This window comes from Mycobacterium sp. UM_WGJ (genome assembly GCF_000455125.1).
Classification (GTDB): domain Bacteria; phylum Actinomycetota; class Actinomycetes; order Mycobacteriales; family Mycobacteriaceae; genus Mycobacterium.
Genome location: NZ_AUWR01000022.1, coordinates 66,666 through 85,723, shown reverse-complemented (window position 1 = coordinate 85,723; position 19,058 = coordinate 66,666). Strand labels below are relative to the sequence as shown.

Sequence of the window (19,058 nt, the reverse complement as noted above, 5' to 3'; positions counted from 1 at the left end):
CACTAGATCGTCGCACCCGCTGACCGAACCCAGTTGATTGCCCGTTGACACCACCCGAGAATTCTGGCACGGTCTCGTACCAGTTAATAGGCACGATTTCGTACCAGATGAACCGATCGGGAGGACTCATGACAACTTCGGCCCCTAATTCCCGCGCCGATAACCAAGCTCAGGAGCGGGCCAGCGCATCTGTGCTCAACGACCTTCGGGCTCTATCGCTCAGCGCGCCGGTTCTGGCGCGGCAACAGGGCTGGAGCTACCTGCAGGAACTCGGGAAGGTCGGTCGGCGTGACCAACTTGCGGCCCTGTTTGAGCGCGGACACGCTCCCGAGGAGATTCGGGGCGCGCTGGAAGGCCTGATCGTCGGGAACCTGTTCGGGATTCCCGAGGCGTACCTGGCCAACCCCTTGTTGAAGATCAACCCGACGTGGCGCGGTAAGACTTTCGACGCCGAGACCGGTTTCAACAGGCTTGCGCCACTGGCCAAGTACGCGATGCGCGTCATCGCGCCGCTCTACGGAGGGCTTCGTCGAGCCGGATCCGAGATGGTGGGTTTCGAATTCAATCATCGGATCGACACCGCCGCGATCGCGCCTTCCATCAAGGTTCGTGCTTTGGACTACAGTCCCGCCGAATACCGCAATCCCAGCGTGCGCACCTTCCCCATCAAACGGACCCGCGACGAAGTGGTTGAGCTCGTCCCGGGCCTGTATCTCGGACGCGCGCTGCTGACGATGCACAGCGGAGAGATTCGTCTTATCGCCTACTTCGGATTGCGGCAGTTCACCGAGGAAGGGCCGAATCGATGATCGAACTCGACGGTGCCGTGGTCTGTGTGACCGGGGGTGCCCGCGGCATCGGGCGAGCCACCGCGGCGGCTCTGCGGCGGCGGGGCGCCACGGTGTGGATCGGCGACCTGGACGCCGACGAAGCCGCCCGCACGGCTCACGAGCTCGGTGCCAAATCGACCCACTTGGACGTGACCGACGAGGCCAGTGTCGCGGCATTCCACCGTTCGGCTGCCGCGGACGGCCCGGTGGACATGCTGGTCAACAACGCGGGAATCCAACACATGGGCCGGTTTGTCGATCAGAAACTCTCCGCCTATCACCGGGAAATGGCCGTGAATCTGGGCGGGGTCATCAATGGCATGCACGAATTTCTGCCCGACATGGTGGCCCGCAACCACGGCCACATCGTGAACGTGTCGTCCATGGCGGCCAAGGTGACGACTCCGGGCATGTCGGTCTACTGTGCGACGAAGTATGCGGTGGCAGCGCTGTCGCGAGCCGTCCGTGCCGAGATCGCGGACACCCGAGTGACGATCACCACGATCATGCCCACCGCGGTCCATACCGAGCTGACAGCGGGAGTGAACCTGAGCCTGTTGCCCACTCGGCAGCCGGAGCAGATCGCGGCGGCAATCGTCGACAGCGCCCGCCGGCCCGGGCGAGAGGTGACGGTGCCCCGGTGGTTGTCGCCGTTCGGCCTTATCGAAGACATCACGCCCGAACCGCTCATGCAGAAAATGAAGCGGCTCGCCACGCGCAACGAGCCCCCCGGGCACTTCGACGAAGGCAAACGCCGAAGCTATCTGGACCGGATTGACGGATGATGGCGGCTCCGCGGTCCCCGACCCTCGTTCGGGAACCGCGGAGTCCCACCCGGGCCAAAACGGAAAAAGCCCCGAACCTAATGCAGGTTCAGAGCTATTCCGATGTCTTGCGACATCACACTGTCGGGGTGGCGGGATTCGAACCCACGACCTCTTCGTCCCGAACGAAGCACGCTACCAAGCTGCGCCACACCCCGTGTGAAGCCACGACAGCGTATCGCACCGCGCCGCCGGTCACCCAAACGCCTGGTTGCAGGCCCGGCAGGGACCGGCTACGTCCGGCTTCGCCGCGCGTGCCAGTCTCCGCGAAACCGATATCGAGGTCCAGCTCACTAGCCTCCCGGAGCATGAAACGCCCCACATTGCGGCGTGTGGAGCTCGCAAACATAGGCGGGCTTAGGCAGACTGACTAACAAGGTTTAGTGCAAAGGGAGTCAGATCATGACGCTGTTAGGCGGAGCGGTGTACGCCGGTTTCTTCGCTCTGGCTGCGGTGTGGCTTGCCGCCACCAACCCCGACGCAGCCGAAGAGCGGGCTCAGGCGAACGCGAACCGGCAGGACCTCTCGAACGCGGCCAAGACTGCGGCCGGACCTGTCGGGTCCAGCCCTTGCTGCGCCGGCCAGTCTTCGTCGTAATTCAGGTGCCGGCGGCGATCCGCTCGGCTTCGACGATCCGCCCAGTCAACGGGCCGACACGGAGGGCTCGGTCGAGCCGCGGGTGAGCTGCGAGTCGTCACCGCCGGTGGGCGCCGCCACCAGGGTCAGCAGGCTGGCTTCGGGGCGGCAGGCGAACCGCACCGGCGCGAACGGTGAGGTGCCGATCCCCGCTGAGACGTGCAGGCGCATGTGCGCACCCCACTGCGAGGGCCCCTTGACCCGGGAGCGATCCAGCCCGCAGTTGGTCACCAGTGCGCCGTAGAACGGCACGCACAGCTGGCCGCCGTGGGTGTGGCCGGCCATCACCAGCTGATAGCCGTCGGCGGCGAACCGGTCCAGCACGCGTGGCTCCGGCGAATGGGTCAGCCCCAGGCGCAGATCGGCGGTCAGGTCGGCCGGACCGGAGATGGTGTCATAGCGGTCCCGCTCGATGTGCGGGTCGTCGACGCCGGCTGCGGCAATCCGATGGCCGGCCACGTCGAATTCACGACGGTTGTGGGTCAGATCCAGCCAACCCCGCTCGGTGAAGGCCGCCCGCAGGTCCTGCCAGGGCAACGGGACGCCGTGGATGCGATGTGTCGGCTTGGTCAGGTACTTCGCCGGGTTCTTCAGCCGCGGACCGAAGTAGTCGTTGCTGCCGAACACGAACACGCCCGGCACCGACAGCAGGTCACCGAGGGCCTGCACCACCGCCGGGACCGCCTTCGGGTGGGCGAGATTGTCGCCGGTGTTGACCACCAGGTCGGGCTCCAGGCGCACCAGCTCCCGCAACCAGGCCTGCTTGCGGCGCTGCCCGGGGCGCATGTGGATGTCGCTGATATGCAGCACCCGCAGCGGTGAAGATCCGGGAGCCAGCACCGGCATCGTCGCCTCTCGCACCACGAACGCATTGCGTTCGATGAGCGCGCCGTAGCCGATAGCGAGAGCCGCCGGCCCGAGCGCCGCCGAAGCGGCGACCACGGACCGGGTCAGGGCAGGTGAAGGGGCCATGGCGTTCAGACTACTGCGCCCAGCGCGCGCTACCGCGGTTAAGGCGGCGGCGCGGGGGGCGGCAGCAGCGGAATGGTGATCGGCGGCAACCCGGGAATCTCCACCACCGTCGAACCCACCGGCCCGATCGGCGGCAGACCGTCCGGCGGCGGTGGCGGTGGCGGCGGGATGCCGTTGCTGACCTCGATGGTGACGATCGAGCCGGGAATGGTCTGACCGTTCGGTGAGGTGCCGACGACCGCCCCGGAACGGGCGCTGCTGTTGACCCAGTTCGGCTGGTCGGCGACCTGGAATCCGGATTCCTTGAGGCGCAGGCGCGCGGCATCCACTTCCAGGCCCACAACGCTGGGCACCCGGGAATTGGGGCCGCCGTCGACGTACCGCGGCTCGGTCGGCGGCATGATGACATCGCCGAAGTCGGTGGCGATCGGCTTCATCGCCGCGAACCAGGTGCGGGCCGGCTCGTTGCCGCCGTAGAGGTCCCCGTCCCCGCAGTGCCGCAGCGGGAAGGAACACAGATCCGACGGCGAGCTGGAATCGTCGAAGATGTAGTTGGCCGCAGCGTAGCGGTTGGTGAAGCCCAGAAAGCCCGACGAGCGGTGGGCCTCGGTGGTGCCGGTCTTGCCGGCCATCGGCAGATCCCAGCCCACCGAACCGGCGGCCGGTGCCGCGGTCCCGCCGCCCTGGATATCCTTGCTCAAGGCGTTGGCCAGCGTGTTCGCGAGCCCTTCGGGAACCACTCGCTCACAGGTCTCGGTGGTCACAGCCACCTCGTTGCCGTTGCGGTCGAAGACCTTGTCGATCGGGTTCGGCGGGCACCAGACCCCACCGGAGGCCAAGGTGGCGGCAACGTTGGACAACTCCAGCGCGTTGACCTCGATCGGGCCCAGGGTGAATGAGCCCAGGTTCTGGCGTTTGACGAAGTCGGCCAGGCTCTCGTTGCTGTCCGGGTCGTAGTCGCGGGCCGTGCCCGGGTCGGCGTAGGAACGCAGGCCCAGCTTGATCGCCATGTCCACCGTGCGGCCGACGCCGACCTGGGAGATCAGCTTCGCGAACGCGGTGTTGGGCGAGGTGGCCAGCGCGGTGGAGACGTTCATCGGCGACCGGTAAGGCGCGACGTTGACCACGCACCAGGTCTCTTTGGGGCAGCCCTTGGCGCCGCCGCTGCCCATGCCCTTGGTCTGGAACCGGCCGGGCACTTCGAGATCGGCGCTGATGCCCATGCCCATCTCGAGAGCCGCGGCCACGGTGAATGTCTTGAAGATCGACCCGGCGCCGTCGCCGACCAGTGAGAACGGTTGCGGCCGCATGGTCTCGCCGAGGTCGGCGTTGAGCCCGTAGGTGCGGTTGCTGGCCATGGCCAGCACCGGGTGTGCGTCACTGCCGGGCTTGATCACGCTCATCACGCTGGCGATGCCCTGCACGTTGGGGTTGGCGAAGTTGTCGATCGCCTGCTTGATCGGGGCCTGCACGTCTGGGTCCAGCGTGGTGTGGATGACGTAGCCGCCGCGGGCCACTTGCTCCTTGCTGATCCCCGCCCGCGTCAGGTACTCCTGCACGTAGTCGCAGAAGAAGGCCCGGTCGCCCGCCGCGATGCAGCCCCGGGGCAGCTCATTGGGCTGCGGCAGGATGCCCAGCGGCTCCTGCTTGGCCGCGCGCAGCGCGTCGGCCTCGCCGGGGATGTTTTCGATCATGGTGTCCAGCACCAGGTTCCGTCGTGCCAGTGCGCCCTCGGGATTGGTGTAGGGGTTCAGCGTGCTGGTCGACTGCACCATGCCGGCCAACAGGGCCGACTGCTGCCAGTTCAGGTCCACCGCATCCACGCCGAAGTAGGTCTGGGCCGCGTCTTGGACGCCGAACGAGTTGTTCCCGAACGACACCAGGTTGAGGTAGCGGGTCAGCAGCTGCGGCTTGGTGAAGGTCCGGTCCAGGGTGAGCGCCATCCGGATTTCCCGGAGCTTGCGCGCCGGGGTGGTCTCGATCGCAGCGCGCTTCTCGGCATCGGTCTGGGCCAGCACCAGCAGCTGGTAGTTCTTGATGTACTGCTGCTCCAGCGTCGAACCGCCGCGGGTGTCGATGTCCCCGGAGGCGTAGCCGGCCAGACCGGTCAGCGTGCCCTTCCAGTCCACCCCACTGTGTTCGGCGAACCGCTTGTCTTCGATGGAGACGATCGCCAGCTTCATCGTGTCGGCGATCTTGTCGCTGGGCACCTCGAACCGGCGCTGCGAGTACAACCACGCGATCGTGTTGCCCTTGGCGTCGACCATCGTCGACACCGCGGGCACATCACCGCTGACCAGCTGGGCCGATCCGTTGGCCACCACGTCGGAGGCGCGGTTGGACATCAGGCCGACACCGCCGGCGACGGGAAACAGCAGCGCCGCGAGCAAGACGGCGGCGAGCAGACAACACCCGGCCAGTTTGAGCACAGTAGGGCCGGTCGGGGGGCGCTCCGACATGGCTAACACACTAGCGGTGGTCGCAAGCGCGGCGGAGCCGGGCGAAGCGGGCCGTCGCCATCGGCCCGCCCCGCCGTCGGGGAACCCCGCACTGCTTCAATTGACGCACGTGTTAAAAAATGGCGGTCCGTGCCGGGTCGCGTCGCTGATCGCGGCTCAGATCATGATCGGACGGCACGGTCGTCCCAAAAATGTGCCGACCAACCTGTTGCGCAGACAGCACCTGACCACCTAACTTGGACATCAAGTGCGATTCAGGTAACACTGATGACACGATGTGGCGCAGATCGCAGTGTGTCGGTCGACGCCGATGTTGAATAGGTGGCTGCCGGCGGCGGCCGGGACGGAGGATCGTCAGTGTCTGTTGCAGGGACAGCGGTTCACAACACCAGCATGCCAATGGCTTCAGCATCCCAACCCCCCCGAACCGTCTTGCGCGGCGTGCAGGACGAGAGTCGAATCGCCTGGGTTTCCAAGGCCGTCTGCCGCGGTGCGGACCCCGATGAACTCTTCGTACGCGGTGCGGCGCAACGCAAAGCCGCAGTGATCTGTCGGCACTGCCCGGTCGTGCTCGAGTGTCTGGCCGACGCCCTCGACAACCGGGTCGAGTTCGGTGTCTGGGGCGGCATGACAGAGCGGCAACGCCGGGCGCTGCTCAAGCAGCACCCCGAAGTGACCTCCTGGCGCGAGTACTTCGTCGCGCAGCGTAAGCAGCGTGACGCCGGCTGATGCCCGGCTGAGCCTTCTTCGCGTCTTCTTCTACTTTTTCGCCGTCAGCTGATCGGCGATCGCGCCGAGCGCCTCCAGATCGGAGACGTCGAACGGCAATGACGGCACCCCCACGATGGGAACCCGCGGGTTGGCCCGGGTGAAACGCGAGAGCAGCCGGATCTCACGCTTTGCGGTAGCACCGCGTTCGGCGTGAATCTGTAGCGCCGCGGTGGTGAGTGCCTTCGCCCCGTCGGGCAGCGACGCACCGATCTGGGGCTCCTGCAGCGTCTCGATCGCGTCGATGGCGCGCTCGATCGGCAGGTCGCACAACATCGGATGGGTGCGGTTGAGAATCAGCCCCGCCAGCGGCATGTGCTCTTGGGAGAGCCGGTCGACGAAGAACGACGCCTCGCGCAACGCGTCGGGTTCGGCTGCCGACACCACCACGAACTGGGTGCCGCGGCGTTTGAGCAGGTCATAGGTGCGGTCGGCCTTCTCCCGGAAACCGCCGAAAGTGGCATCGAGGGACTGCACGAAATTCGCTGCATCGGAAAGCATTTGCGAACCCAGCACCGTCGAAAGGGCCTTCATCGCCAGGCCGAGCGCGCCGGCGACCAGCTTGCCGATGCCCCGCCCCGGGCCCAGCAGCAACTTCCACAGCCGGCTGTCCATGAAGCTGCCCAGCCGTTTCGGCGCGTCCAGGAAGTCCAAGGCATTGCGCGACGGAGGGGTGTCCACGACCACCAGATCCCAGCGGTCCTCGGCGAGCAGCTGGCCGAGCTTCTCCATCGCCATGTACTCCTGCGTGCCGGAGAGCGAGGTCGCTACCGTTTGGTAGAACTGGTTGCCCAGGATCGCCTCGGCCCGCTCCGGGCCGGAGTACTGCGTCACCATCTCGTCGAAGGTGCGACGCATGTCGAGCATCATCGCGTGCAGCTCACCTGGCACCTCCGCGGGCAGTGGCACCCGCTGTGGGTGGTTGCCCAAGTCGTCGATGCCCAGCGCCTGTGCCAGCCGACGGGCGGGGTCGATGGTCAGCACCACCACGGTGCGGCCGTATTCGGCGGCCCGCAGCGCCATCGACGCCGCGGTGGTGGTCTTGCCCACACCGCCGGCGCCGCAGCACACCACCACCCGATTGGCGGTATCGGCCAGGATCGCCGCCAAGTCCAGTGCCAGCGGTTTGCCGGTCGTATCGGGTGTCATCGAACCCCCTGTTGGCCGAGAATTTCGGAAAGTTCATAGAGGCTGCCGAGGTCGACCCCGTCGGCGATCGTCGGCAGGTGCAGCCGCGGCACATCCAACTGCTGCAGCTGATCGGCCGTTTCCGTCCGGGCACTGATGCGAGTGGCGTGCTGGATGGTTTCGGTCAGCAGACCGGCGAAGTTCTCGTCGGACAGCGTGATCCCCGCCGCGGCCAGCCCGCTTCGGACCGCGTCCGCGTCGACGACACCTTCGGCCGCCTTCGCCAGGTCGGCGGGATCCAGATGAACGGCGATGTCGCGGTTGACGATCACGCTGCCGATCGGCAGGTCCAGCTCGCGCAGCTCGTCGATGGCCTCCAGGGTCTCCTGCATCGGCAGGGCCTCCAGCAGCGTCACCAGATGGATCGCGGTCTGGTCGGAGTGCAGCAGCTTCACCACGCCGTCGGCCTGCGAGTGCACCGGGCCGCCCTTGGCCAGCTGCGACACCGCCTTGGTGACGTCGAGGAACCGCGCGATCCGCCCGGTCGGCGGCGCATCCACCACAATCGCGTCGTAGACCGGCTTGTTGTTCTTGTCGGTCTGGATCACGTGGTACTTGATCTTGCCGGTGAGGATGACGTCTCGCAGACCGGGCGCGATGGTGGTGGCGAACTCGACCGCCCCGACGCGCCGCATCGCCCGCCCGGCGATCCCCAGGTTGTAGAACAAGTCGAGGTATTCCAGGAACGCGGCCTCGATGTCCATCGCCAGCGCATCGACCTGCCCGCCGCCCTCGGCGGTCGCGACCTTGAGCGGGGCGATGGGCAGCGGAGGCACATCGAAGATTTGCGCAATGCCTTGGCGTTCTTCGACTTCCACTAGAAGGACTCGGCGTCCGCCGGCCGCGAGCGATAGCGCGAGCGCGGCCGCCACCGTCGTCTTGCCGGTACCGCCCTTGCCGGTCACGAAATGCAGCCGGGCCTTCGTCAATCGCGAAGGCCAGCCGAGAAGCGGCTCGCTGCTGGATGTGGCTGTCACTACTGCATGCTAACCAAGTGCTTGAGCGTCCTAGCGATAAGCTCGCTGCCATGAGTCAACGCACGGTCTGGGAGTACGCCACCGTCCCCTTGATCACGCACGCCACCAAGCAGATCCTCGACCAATGGGGAGAAGACGGCTGGGAGCTGGTCTCGGTGCTGCCCGGGCCCTCCGGTGAGCAGCTCATCGCCTTCCTGAAACGCCCGCGATGAGCTGGCGGGCACGGCTGACCGAACTCGGGATCGAGCTGCCCGACGTGGTGGCGCCGCTGGCGGCCTACGTGCCAGCGGTGCGCACCGGCAACGTCGTCTACACCTCGGGTCAGTTGCCGATGCAGGCCGGCGAATTGCCGCGCACCGGCAAGGTGGGCGCGCAGGTCAGCCCGGAGGAGGGGCGCGCGCTGGCCCGGATCTGCGCGCTCAACGCGCTGGCCGCGGTGGATGCCCTGGTCGGCCTCGATGCCGTGGCCCGGGTGGTCAAGGTGGTCGGGTTCGTCGCGTCGGCGCCGAACTTCAACGGGCAGCCCGGTGTGGTCAACGGGGCCTCCGAACTGTTGGGTGAGGTGTTCGGCGATTGCGGCCAGCACGCCCGCTCCGCGGTCGGGGTGGCCGAGTTGCCGCTGGATGCACCGGTGGAGGTCGAACTGATCATCGAGCTGAAGGCCGCGGCGGAGTAGCCGGGCGGTGTCGGCCAGTCATCCCGCGTACGGTCGGCTGCGGCCGGTCACCGAGACCGCGTCGGTGCTGCTGGCCGACAACCCTGGGCTGATGACGCTGGACGGCACCAACACCTGGGTGCTGCGTGGCCGCGGCAGCGACGAGGTGGTGATCGTCGACCCGGGGCCCGATGACGACGAGCACCTCGGCCGGCTGGCCGAGGTCGGCCGGATCGCCCTGGTGCTGATCAGCCACCGGCACTTCGATCACACCGACGGCATCGACAAGCTGGTGGACGCCGTCGGGGCACCGGTGTACTCCGCGGGTAGCGGATTTCAGCGGCGGCTCGGCGGCGGGCTGATCGACGGTCAGGTGATCGACGCCGCAGGCCTGCGTATCACCGTGTTCGCCACTCCGGGCCACACCGCTGACTCGCTGTCGTTCGTGCTCGACGACGCCGTCTTGACCGCCGACACCGTGCTGGGTCGCGGCACCACCGTCATCGACTCCGAGGACGGCGACCTGACGCGCTACCTGGATTCGCTGCGGCGCCTGCGCGGGCTGGGCGGACGCATGGTGCTGCCCGGGCACGGACCGGAGCTGCCGAACATCGAAGCGGTGGCCGACGGCTATCTGGCTCACCGCGAACAACGGCTCGACCAGGTGCGCTCCGCGCTGGCCGCGTTGGGTGAGGACGCCACGGCCCGCCAAGTCGTCGAATACGTCTACACCGACGTCGACGAAGAGCTGTGGGGCGCCGCCGAATGGTCGGTGCAGGCCCAGCTGAACTACCTGCGGGGCTGACCCGCGCGAGGCTGGGGGCACCTCCCGCTCGCGAGCCTGTAGTTAGCGCGGCGGCTACTCGTACTTTTCCGCGCTAACTACAGGCTCGGCGAGGGGCTTTGGTCGAGCGAGGGGCTTTGGCCGAGTGACTACCGCGCTCGGCGGGCCAGCCGCTCGGAGTCGGAGATCAGCACGCTTTTGCCCTCGAGCCGGATCCAGCCGCGGTGGGCGAAGTCGGCCAGCGCCTTGTTCACCGTCTCGCGCGAGGCCCCGACCAGCTGGGCGATCTCTTCCTGAGTCAGGTCGTGGGTGACCCGCAGGGCCCCACCTTCCTGGGTGCCGAACCGTTGCGCCAGCTGCAGCAGCTGCTTGGCGACCCGACCGGGCACGTCGGTGAAGATCAGGTCGGCCAGGTTGTTGTTGGTGCGGCGCAGCCGGCGGGCCAACACCCGCAGCAGCTGCTCGGCGATCTCGGGCCGATCAGAGATCCACGACCGCAGGGCGTCACGGTCCATCGAGACCGCGCGCACTTCGGTGATGGTGGTCGCGCTCGAGGTCCGGGGACCCGGGTCGAAGATCGACAACTCACCGAACATGTCCGAGGGGCCCATGATGGTCAGGAGGTTCTCCCGGCCGTCGGGCGACCGTCGGCCGATCTTCACTTTCCCGGAGACGATGATGTACAGCCTGTCGCCGGGCTCTCCCTCGGCGAACACGGTGTGTCCACGCGGAAAATCCACGGGCTGAAGCTGCTTGGTCAGCGCGGCTACCGCGCTGGGCTCAACTCCCTGGAAGATTCCGGCCCTCGCCAGGATCTCGTCCACGATGCCCCTTAGATGTTTTTGATGAAGGTTTTAAAGCGGTAAGCGCGGGCCGCTACCCGGCCAGCCACCTGAGTCTAGAGCCAGGCGTCAAGCGAGGTTACAACGCTACGCACGATTGGCATGCCGATTCGGAGGAAACCGGGGATTCGCCTTCTGTTCCCGGCTCAGCCCGGTTTCGATGCGTTCCAGCCCGACCGCCGACAGCATCAGCAGCGTCGGGATCGCGGTGATCAGCAACCAGGACACAAGTCGTCAGTAAACATGGGCAAGGTCTCGTTGGGGTCACAGATTAGTACCCTGTCGGAGGTGACAGTGGACAAAGCCTCGCGCCCGGCGCGGACCGAAACCCGGACCGGACTGGTCCGGCGGGCACGTCGGATGAATCGGACTCTGGCCCAGGCCTTTCCCGACGCCCACTGCGAGTTGGACTTCACCACGCCCCTGGAGTTGGCCGTCGCCACCGTGCTGTCGGCGCAATGCACCGACGTGCGGGTGAACCTGACGACGCCGGTGTTGTTCGCCCGCTATCCCACCGCGCTGGCCTACGCCCAGGCCGATCGCGCGGAGCTGGAGGAGCTGATTCGGCCCACCGGCTTCTACCGCAACAAGGCGGCTTCGCTGATCAACCTTGGCCAGGCCCTGGTGGAACGCTTCGACGGCGAACTGCCCGACACCATGGACGAGCTGGTGCGCCTGCCCGGGGTGGGCCGCAAGACCGCCAACGTGATCCTCGGCAACGCGTTCGGGGTGCCGGGCATCACGGTCGACACCCACTTCGGCCGCCTGGTGCGACGCTGGGCCTGGACCAGCGAGGAAGACCCGGTCAAAGTCGAGCACGCGGTCGGGGAGCTCATCGAACGCAAGGAATGGACCTTGCTCAGCCACCGGGTGATCTTCCACGGCCGGCGGGTCTGTCACTCCCGCAAGCCGGCCTGCGGGGTGTGCGTGCTGGCCAAGGACTGCCCGTCATTCGGCATCGGGCCTACCTCCCCGATGGAGGCTGCTGCGCTGGTCAAGGGCCCCGAGACCGAGCATCTGCTGGCCCTGGCCGGGTTGTAGCGGATCCCTGGATCAGATTGCGACGATGAGCCGACCGAGCGGATGGACGCTGACCGGCCTAGCCGTATTGGTGGTGGTGGCCGCACTGCTCGCCGGGCTGGTGACCGAACTGCGCCGCGAACCGGCCGCCACGGAGCCGGGCCGCAGCGGGTCCGCGGCCGGCGCTGCAGCGGACCTGGCCGCGCTGCGCCAGCGCGCCGACCTGCCACCCTGCCAGGCGGGCCCGGGCGACAGCGGGCCGAGCGCCCTGCGCGGGGTCACCGTCGAGTGCGCAGCTGACGGTTCGCCCGTCGACGTGGCGGCGATGTTCGCCGGCCGGAAGGTGGTGCTCAATCTGTGGGCGTACTGGTGTGGGCCGTGCCGAGACGAACTGCGGGCGTTCGCCGAATACCAGCGCCGGGCCGGGCCGACCGTGACAGTGGTGACGGTGCATCAAGACGACAACCAAGCCGCCGGATTGGCCCTGCTGGCCGAGCTGGGCGTGCGGCTGCCCACCCTGCAAGACGGCCGACGGCAGCTGGCGGCGGCGTTACGGGTGCCCAATGTGATGCCCGCGACGGTGGTGCTGGCCGCGGACGGTAGCGTTGCGCGCATCCTGCCGCAGCCCTTCGCCAATGCCGAAGAGATCGCCGCCGCCGTCGAGAACAGCGGCCGCTGATGTGGGGTGATCAGGATCCGGCACGCAAGGGAGGCGCGGTGAGCGCTGGCGAGTCCCAGGCCTGTGCCCCGTCGTGGTTGCGCCCGCTCGTCGACAACGTCGAGAAGTTGCCGACGGCATACCTGCACCGGCTGCCCGCCGATGTCCGCGCGATGATCATGGCGGCCAACGCCAAGGCCAGCGTCACCGGACGCCGGCGCGAGGCGGCCGTACTGGTGCTGTTCTCCGGCCCGCCTGGCGGCCCGCCGGAAGCGATATCGGAAGCCGCTGACCTGCTGGTCACGGTGCGCGCCTCGACGCTGCGTCATCACGCCGGCCAGGCCGCATTTCCGGGCGGAGCGGTCGATCCCGACGACGACGGGCCGATTGCCACCGCGTTGCGGGAGGCCAACGAGGAGACCGGGATCGACCCGGTCCGGGTGCACCCGTTGGTCACGCTGGACAAGGTCTTCATCGCCCCCTCGGGGTTCCACGTGGTGCCGGTTTTGGCCTACTCCGAGGATCCCGGACCGGTGACTGCGGTGGACCCGGGCGAGACCGCGATCGTGGCCCGCGTTCCAGTCCGGGCATTCATCAACCCCGAGAACCGGTTGATGGTTTACCGTGATGCGCGCAGTCGGCGTTGGGCTATGCCGGCTTTCCGGCTCAACCAGATGCTGGTCTGGGGATTCACCGCCCAGGTGATCTCGGCGATGCTGGATGTGGCCGGTTGGGCACAGCCCTGGGACACCAGCGAGGTACTCGGGTTGAACGAGGCCATGGCTTTGGTTGGAGAAGAACCTGGTGGAACGGGGATGACAGGGATATGACGTCGTCGCAGTGGCTGGACATCGCCGTGCTGGCGATCGCCTTCGTTGCCGCAGTGTCTGGCTGGCGTTCCGGCGCGCTGGGCTCCCTGCTGTCCTTCGTCGGTGTTGCGTTGGGGGCGATGGCCGGGGTGCTGCTGGCCCCGCACCTGATCGAGAGCGTCTCCGGTGCGCGGCTGAAACTGTTCGCCGCGCTGTTTCTGATCTTGGCCATGGTGGTCATCGGCGAGGTCGCCGGAGTCGTGCTGGGCCGGGCGGTGCGCGGAGCGATCCGCAACCCCGGTGTCCGCGGCGTCGACTCCATCGTCGGGGTGGTGCTGCAGCTCGGGGTGGTGCTGATCGCGGCCTGGCTGCTGGCCACCCCACTGACCGCATCCGATCAGCCGAGCCTGGCCGCCGCCGTCAACGATTCGCGAGTGTTGCGTCAGGTCGACGACGTCGCGCCGCAGTGGCTCAAGAACGTGCCTCGCCGGCTCTCGGCGGTGCTCGACGACTCCGGGCTGCCGGCCGTACTGGAGCCCTTCAGTCACGCCCCGATCGCCGCGGTGGATGCCCCCGACCCGGAACTGGCCGCCAGTCCTGTGGTGGAAGCCACTGCGCCGAGCGTGCTGCGGATCCGCGGTGTGGCGCCCAACTGCCAGAAAGTCTTGGAAGGCACCGGATTCGTCATCTCGCCCAATCGGGTGATGACGAACGCGCACGTGGTGGCCGGCTCGGACAGCGTCACCGTGGAGAGCGGCACCAAATCGTATGACGCCACGGTGATCTCCTTCGACCCCAAGGAAGACATCTCCATCCTGGCGGTGCCCGATCTGCCGTTGCCGCCGTTGCCGTTCGCCCCGTCGCCAGCGCAGGCCGACACCGATGCACTGGTCCTGGGCTACCCCGGCGGCGGGGTCTTCGAGGCCACCCCGGCCCGTATCCGCGACGTCATCAACCTTGAGGGCCCCGACATCTATCGCAACACCACCGTCACCCGCCGGGTTTACACCATCAGAGGCACTGTGCAGCAAGGTAATTCCGGTGGCCCCATGATCGACATGGACGGGCGGGTGATCGGCGTGGTGTTCGGTGCGGCGGTCGACGACGCTGACACCGGTTTCGTGATGACCGCTGAAGAGGTGGCGGGTCAGCTCGCCCGCATCGGCGACACCCAGCCGGTCTCGACGCAGACCTGCGTCGGGGGAGAGTGAGTTAGTCTCTGCCGCTCAAGAATTGCCTCAGGTGGTCGTTGACCACCTCGGGTGACTCTTCGTGAGCGAAATGCCCTGCGCCGGGCACCGACACATACTGCCCGTGCGGCGCGTACCGCCGGGTCTTGTCGACCGGGTCGGCCAGCACGTAGGGGTCGTCCTCGCCGCGTAGGTGCAGCAGCGGAATGTTCAGCGTGCGCAGGTCCAACGCCTTCATGAACCGCCGGCCTTCAGCGCGGAGCTGACTGCGCACCGCCCAGCGCTGGTACTCCAGCGCGCAATGGGCCGCCGACGGAATCTGTACCGCGGTGCGCAGGTGACTGATGGTCTCGGCGAAATCCGCACTCGCCTGCCAGTTCGCCCCGGCTCTACTGCGCACCAAGCGCTCTAGCCCGGCTCCCTCGCGGCGGGTCAAGGAGCGTTCCGGCCAGAACGGCACCTGGTACCGCAGCAACCACGGCAACAGCGCCCGGCCCTGATCGGCGTGGGTCAGCGCCGAGTTGCGCAGCGCCGCCGGATGCGGCGAGCTGATGACGGCGATGTCGCGCACCAAGCGGGGGTGCAGCAGCGCGGTCGCCCAGCACACCAGGCCTCCGTCGGCGTGGCCGACCAGGGTAGCCGAGGAGTGTCCCAGGGCCCGGATCAGCCCGGCGGTGTCGCCGGCAAGCGTCCAGCCGTCGTAGCCGCGGGGAGGCTTGTCGCTGCCACCGTAGCCACGCAGATCGACGGCGACGACCCGCGCATCGCTCAGCCCGCGCAGCTGATGACGCCAGGTCCACCAGAACGAGCCGAAACCGTGCAGCAGCATCACCAGCGGCCGCGACGTCGGCGGGGCGTCAGCGGCGCTGGCCGCGTCTTTGCCGACCGTTGTCGCCTCGACGACATGGAACCGAATGCCGTTGGCGTGGATGTCCCAGTGTCGCCACGGCCCGTCGATGCGGGTGATCGACGGATCCGGTGGCGGCACTACCAGCCCGAGGGATCGGTGGTCGGCCTGCCGGGCGAGCCCGCCGGTGACGCCGACGAGCCGTGCAGGCGGTCCGGATCGGGGCGCAGCGCCTCCGCGGTCTCACGCACCGATTCGATCGTTTGGCGCGGCCCGCGGATCCGGCGCACCCGCAGGAAGCCGAGCAGCGCCAGGGCCACGGTCACCACCAGCATGATCCCGAACACGATCAGGTAGGCGGCCCAGTCCTGTAGCCACATGTTGAGTAGCTCGGCGACGAAGAAGAAGAAAAAGAAGGTGGAGTAGAACAACACCACCAGGGCCGCGATGAAGAACACGCTGCCTGTCAGGCCCTTCTTGACGTCCCGAGTGATCTCGGCGCGGGCCAGTTCGACCTCCGCACGTACCAGTGTCGACATCTGCGCCGTGGCATCCTTGACGAGGTCGCCCAGGGACGGGTCGGCGGGCAGCGCATGCGGGTCGGCCAATGGGATGGTCGCCAAGGTGTTGGGCACGCCGTTGCGGTCCGCCCTGGCTGCGGCGCGTGATGCATTCCTGCGATCGCCCTTGCTCACTGGCTGTCCTCCCGTTCGCCGTCGTCGCGGCTTAATGTTGCCATGCGGTAGCTGACCCGACGAGTGACCCCGGAAAAGCTGCAGCAGATCCCGGGGCCCATGGCGGCGGCCCGCGCGTCCGGCTCCGTCGTTCTTGCGATTCCCATTAGGCTGTTCTCTACCACCGGGGGTGGAGTTGATCGACGGGAGAACCGCAGTGCAGATCGCACACCGCTGGTTGCTGCGCGCCGCGCCGGCGTTGTTGGCGTGGGTGACCCTTGCCGCCCTGGCCACGGTGGTCGCGCCGGCGGGCCCGGTGGCCGCCGACGACAAGGTGGTGATGGGCGGTGGCGCCGGGATCGTGGTCGACGAGGACACCCTGTGCACGCTGACCTCGATCGGCCACGACAAGACCGGTGCGCTGATCGGTTTCACCTCCGCACACTGCGGTGGCCCGGGCGCCCTGGTGGCCGCGGAGGGCTCAGAAGGCAACGGCACGATCGGCCAGATGGTGGCCGGCAACGACGGCCTGGACTACGCGGTGATCGAGTTCGACCCGAACAAGGTGACGCCGGTGTCCAACTTCGGCGGCTTCGTGATCAGCGGGATCGGGCCGGACCCCAGCGTCGGTCAGATCGCCTGCAAGCAGGGCCGCACCACCGGCAACTCCTGCGGCATGACCTGGGGACCGGGCCAGGACCCGGGCACCATCGTGATGCAGGTCTGCGGACGGCCCGGCGATTCCGGCGGTCCGGTGGTGGTGAACAACATGCTGGTAGGCATGATCCACGGGGCGTTCAGCGACGCGCTGCCGACCTGCGTGATCAAGTACATCCCGTTGCACACGCCCGCCGTCGTGGTCTCGATCAACGCGGTGCTGGGCGACATCAACGCCAACGACCGGCCGGGCGCGGGCTTCGTCCCGATCGGCTAGGCCTGGACTGTGGCTGTCAAGCCCTAGTCGGCTGCCCGGATCGCGTCGAACACGCTGGGGTCCACCAGGGTTGAGGTGTCGCCGAGTTCGCGCCCGTCGGCGATATCGCGCAGCAGCCGCCGCATGATCTTGCCGCTGCGGGTCTTGGGCAGCTCCGGGACGATATGGACGTTGCGGGGCTTGGCGATCGGCGAAATCTCCACCGTGACGCGCTCGCGCAGTTCGTCGACGATCGTGCCGCCGCTGTGGCTGTGCGATGCCGCCAGCACCACGAACGCGCAGATCCGTTGGCCGGTCTGCTCATCGATGGCGCCGACGACGGCGGCCTCGGCCACCGCCTCGTGGCCGACCAGAGCGGACTCCACCTCGGCGGTGGAGATGCGGTGCCCCGACACGTTCATCACGTCGTCTATCCGGCCCAGCACCCAGATGTCGCCGTCGGCGTCGTAGCGGGCGCCGTCACCGGCGAAGTACCAGCCCTGCTCGGCAAAGCGCGACCAGTAGGTCTCGATGAAACGCTCCGAGTCGCCCCAGATTCCGCGGGTCATCGACGGCCATGGCTGGTCGATGACCAGGTAGCCCGACACCGGTTCCCCGGCAGCATTATCCGGAGACAACAGATCGCCGTGATCGTCGACGATACGAGCGGAGATCCCGGGCAGTGGAGTCATCGCGGCACCCGGCTTGGCCGCGGCCACACCGGGCAGCGGGGTGATCATGGCCGCGCCGGTCTCGGTCTGCCACCAGGTGTCCACCACCGGGAGCGCGTCCGCGCCGATCACCCGCCGATACCAGCGCCAGGCCTCCGGGTTGATCGGTTCGCCGACCGAACCCAACAGTCGCAGACTGGACAGGTCGTGAGCGTCGGGGATCTCGCGGCCCCACTTCATGAACGTGCGGATCAAGGTGGGTGCCGTGTAATAGATGGTGACACCGTATTTTTCGATGATCTGGAAATGCCGGTGCTGGTCCGGGAAATCCGGGGTGCCCTCGTAGATCACCTCGGTGGCGCCGTTGGCCAGCGGCCCATACACCGCGTAGGTGTGGCCGGTGACCCACCCGATGTCGGCAGTGCACCAGAAGACGTCGGAGGCGGCCTTGAGGTCGAAGACGTAGTAGTGGGTGTAGGCCGCCTGCGTCAGATAACCGCCGCTGGTGTGCACGATGCCCTTCGGCTTGCCCGTGGTGCCCGACGTGTACAGCAGAAACAGCGGCTGCTCGGCCTCGAACGCCTCCGGGATGTGCTGCGGTGCGGCAGGATCCACCACGTCGTGCCACCACAGGTCGCGGTCGGGGTTCCACGACACCTCGCCACCGGTGCGGCGCACCACCAGCACGTGCTCGACACTTGCGGCCTCGGCTACCGCCTCGTCGACCGCGGGCTTGAGCGGTGCGGGCTGGCCGCGGCGGAACTGCCCGTCGGAGGTGATGACCACCTTCGCCTCGGCATCGTCGATCCGGGAACGCAGCGCGTGCGCGGAGAAACCGGCGAACACCACGGTGTGCAGAACGCCCAACCGCGCGCACGCCAACATCGCGATGACCGCCTCCGGGATCATCGGCAGGTAGATCGCCACCCGGTCACCGGCGACCAGGCCGAGCCCGGTCAGCGCGTTCGCGGCCCGGGAGACCTCGGCGAGCAGGTCGGCGTAGGTGATGGTGCGGGTGTCGCCGTCGGGCTCGCCCTCCCAGTGGATCGCCACCCGGTCGCCGTGGCCGGCTTCGACGTGGCGATCCACGCAGTTGTAGGCGACGTTGAGCTTGCCGTCGGCAAACCAGCGCGCGAACGGCGCGTCCGCGTAGTCGAGCACCTCGGTGAAGGGCGTCGCCCAACTGAGCCGGTTTGCCTGCTCGGCCCAGAACGCGAGTCGATCCGCTTCGGCTGCGCGGTACAGGTCGGGGCCCGCGTTGGCTTGGGCGGCGAACGCAGCGGCGGGCGGGTACGACGGCGCAGAAGCGGCAGGGGTTGCGGTCACGGTCACCGAGCCTAA

Annotated in this window: 21 protein-coding genes and 1 tRNA gene; 12 read left to right on the top strand and 10 right to left on the bottom strand. The window is 67.7% G+C overall.

From position 1 onward, the window contains the following. Positions 1-128 precede the first annotated feature (128 nt). The gene (locus N416_RS0108910) at positions 129-809 is read left to right on the top strand and encodes a hypothetical protein (protein WP_024441759.1); all 681 of its coding nucleotides are present in this window, start codon (positions 129-131) and stop codon (positions 807-809) included. Then, positions 806-1,615 carry an SDR family NAD(P)-dependent oxidoreductase gene (locus N416_RS0108905; RefSeq protein WP_024441758.1) on the top strand — a complete coding sequence of 270 codons (810 nt, stop codon included), beginning with the start codon at positions 806-808 and terminating at the stop codon, positions 1,613-1,615. The genes N416_RS0108910 and N416_RS0108905 overlap by 4 nt, the downstream gene beginning before the upstream one ends. Before the next feature lie 123 nt (positions 1,616-1,738). Here the strand turns inward: N416_RS0108905 and N416_RS0108900 are convergent. Next, a tRNA-Pro gene (locus tag N416_RS0108900) sits at positions 1,739-1,812 on the bottom strand. A 244-nt stretch (positions 1,813-2,056) separates the two neighbouring features. Here N416_RS0108900 and N416_RS23200 point away from each other — a divergent pair. Then, positions 2,057-2,251, top strand: coding sequence for a hypothetical protein (locus N416_RS23200; RefSeq protein ID WP_024441757.1), 195 nt, complete (start codon positions 2,057-2,059; stop codon positions 2,249-2,251). A 45-nt stretch (positions 2,252-2,296) separates the two neighbouring features. On the opposite strand, the gene N416_RS0108890 is transcribed toward N416_RS23200, so the two are convergent. Beyond that, positions 2,297-3,262 (bottom strand): metallophosphoesterase, encoded by a 966-nt coding sequence (locus N416_RS0108890; protein WP_024441756.1) that lies wholly within the window; start codon positions 3,260-3,262, stop codon positions 2,297-2,299. 38 nt (positions 3,263-3,300) lie between these two features. Then, a complete protein-coding gene (gene ponA2 / locus N416_RS0108885) occupies positions 3,301-5,721 on the bottom strand; it encodes a transglycosylase/D,D-transpeptidase PonA2 (protein WP_024441755.1) in 2,421 nt (806 codons plus the stop codon). A gap of 393 nt (positions 5,722-6,114) precedes the next feature. Here ponA2 and N416_RS0108875 point away from each other — a divergent pair, with 393 nt between their 5' ends. Further along, the gene (locus tag N416_RS0108875; RefSeq protein ID WP_046301107.1) at positions 6,115-6,450 is read left to right on the top strand and encodes a WhiB family transcriptional regulator; all 336 of its coding nucleotides are present in this window, start codon (positions 6,115-6,117) and stop codon (positions 6,448-6,450) included. A 30-nt stretch (positions 6,451-6,480) separates the two neighbouring features. On the opposite strand, the gene N416_RS0108870 is transcribed toward N416_RS0108875, so the two are convergent. Both N416_RS0108870 and N416_RS0108865 read right to left on the bottom strand, forming a co-directional pair. After that, complete coding sequence (locus N416_RS0108870; RefSeq protein ID WP_024441753.1) at positions 6,481-7,638, bottom strand: ArsA family ATPase; 1,158 nt, start codon at positions 7,636-7,638, stop codon at positions 6,481-6,483. Continuing rightward, on the bottom strand, positions 7,635-8,654 hold the full coding sequence (locus N416_RS0108865) for an ArsA-related P-loop ATPase (RefSeq protein ID WP_036457575.1): 1,020 nt from the start codon (positions 8,652-8,654) through the stop codon (positions 7,635-7,637). The genes N416_RS0108870 and N416_RS0108865 overlap by 4 nt, the downstream gene beginning before the upstream one ends. Positions 8,655-8,704: 50 nt before the next feature. On the opposite strand from N416_RS0108865, the gene N416_RS23195 reads away from it, so the two are divergent. From N416_RS23195 to N416_RS0108850, 3 genes are read left to right on the top strand one after another with little or no spacing between them, the layout of a single operon-like run. Then, positions 8,705-8,866, top strand: a complete 162-nt coding sequence (locus tag N416_RS23195) for a DUF4177 domain-containing protein (protein ID WP_105295166.1) — start codon at positions 8,705-8,707, stop codon at positions 8,864-8,866. Beyond that, positions 8,863-9,330 carry a RidA family protein gene (locus tag N416_RS0108855; RefSeq protein WP_024441751.1) on the top strand — a complete coding sequence of 156 codons (468 nt, stop codon included), beginning with the start codon at positions 8,863-8,865 and terminating at the stop codon, positions 9,328-9,330. The genes N416_RS23195 and N416_RS0108855 overlap by 4 nt, the downstream gene beginning before the upstream one ends. Before the next feature lie 7 nt (positions 9,331-9,337). Then, on the top strand, positions 9,338-10,114 hold the full coding sequence (locus N416_RS0108850) for an MBL fold metallo-hydrolase (RefSeq protein WP_024441750.1): 777 nt from the start codon (positions 9,338-9,340) through the stop codon (positions 10,112-10,114). Between the two features lie 128 nt (positions 10,115-10,242). Here N416_RS0108850 and crp read toward each other — a convergent pair whose 3' ends face one another. Together crp and N416_RS23505 are read right to left on the bottom strand one after the other, a co-directional pair. Further along, entirely contained in the window at positions 10,243-10,917 is a 675-nt protein-coding gene (gene crp / locus N416_RS0108845; protein ID WP_013830875.1) for a cAMP-activated global transcriptional regulator CRP, read from the bottom strand. Positions 10,918-11,022: 105 nt separating this feature from the next. Next, a complete protein-coding gene (locus tag N416_RS23505) occupies positions 11,023-11,163 on the bottom strand; it encodes a hypothetical protein (protein ID WP_164517919.1) in 141 nt (46 codons plus the stop codon). A 132-nt stretch (positions 11,164-11,295) separates the two neighbouring features. Between N416_RS23505 and nth the strand changes: the two genes are divergently transcribed. From nth to marP, 4 genes are read left to right on the top strand one after another with little or no spacing between them, the layout of a single operon-like run. Then, positions 11,296-11,976, top strand: coding sequence for an endonuclease III (gene nth / locus N416_RS0108835; protein ID WP_125078767.1), 681 nt, complete (start codon positions 11,296-11,298; stop codon positions 11,974-11,976). Between the two features lie 25 nt (positions 11,977-12,001). Continuing rightward, positions 12,002-12,634, top strand: coding sequence for a TlpA disulfide reductase family protein (locus tag N416_RS0108830; protein WP_024441748.1), 633 nt, complete (start codon positions 12,002-12,004; stop codon positions 12,632-12,634). After that, positions 12,634-13,443, top strand: coding sequence for a CoA pyrophosphatase (locus N416_RS0108825; RefSeq protein ID WP_081654509.1), 810 nt, complete (start codon positions 12,634-12,636; stop codon positions 13,441-13,443). Before N416_RS0108830 ends, N416_RS0108825 begins: the two co-directional genes overlap by 1 nt. After that, on the top strand, positions 13,440-14,633 hold the full coding sequence (gene marP / locus N416_RS0108820; protein WP_024441746.1) for an acid resistance serine protease MarP: 1,194 nt from the start codon (positions 13,440-13,442) through the stop codon (positions 14,631-14,633). The genes N416_RS0108825 and marP overlap by 4 nt, the downstream gene beginning before the upstream one ends. A gap of 1 nt (position 14,634) precedes the next feature. On the opposite strand, the gene N416_RS0108815 is transcribed toward marP, so the two are convergent. Further along, entirely contained in the window at positions 14,635-15,600 is a 966-nt protein-coding gene (locus N416_RS0108815) for an alpha/beta fold hydrolase (RefSeq protein WP_024441745.1), read from the bottom strand. Then, on the bottom strand, positions 15,600-16,154 hold the full coding sequence (locus N416_RS0108810; protein ID WP_046301111.1) for a phage holin family protein: 555 nt from the start codon (positions 16,152-16,154) through the stop codon (positions 15,600-15,602). Before N416_RS0108810 ends, N416_RS0108815 begins: the two co-directional genes overlap by 1 nt. A 196-nt stretch (positions 16,155-16,350) precedes the next feature. Here N416_RS0108810 and N416_RS0108800 point away from each other — a divergent pair, with 196 nt between their 5' ends. Beyond that, entirely contained in the window at positions 16,351-17,067 is a 717-nt protein-coding gene (locus tag N416_RS0108800) for a hypothetical protein (protein WP_024441743.1), read from the top strand. Between the two features lie 23 nt (positions 17,068-17,090). On the opposite strand, the gene acs is transcribed toward N416_RS0108800, so the two are convergent. Next, positions 17,091-19,043 (bottom strand): acetate--CoA ligase, encoded by a 1,953-nt coding sequence (gene acs / locus N416_RS0108795; RefSeq protein ID WP_024441742.1) that lies wholly within the window; start codon positions 19,041-19,043, stop codon positions 17,091-17,093. Positions 19,044-19,058 lie beyond the last annotated feature (15 nt).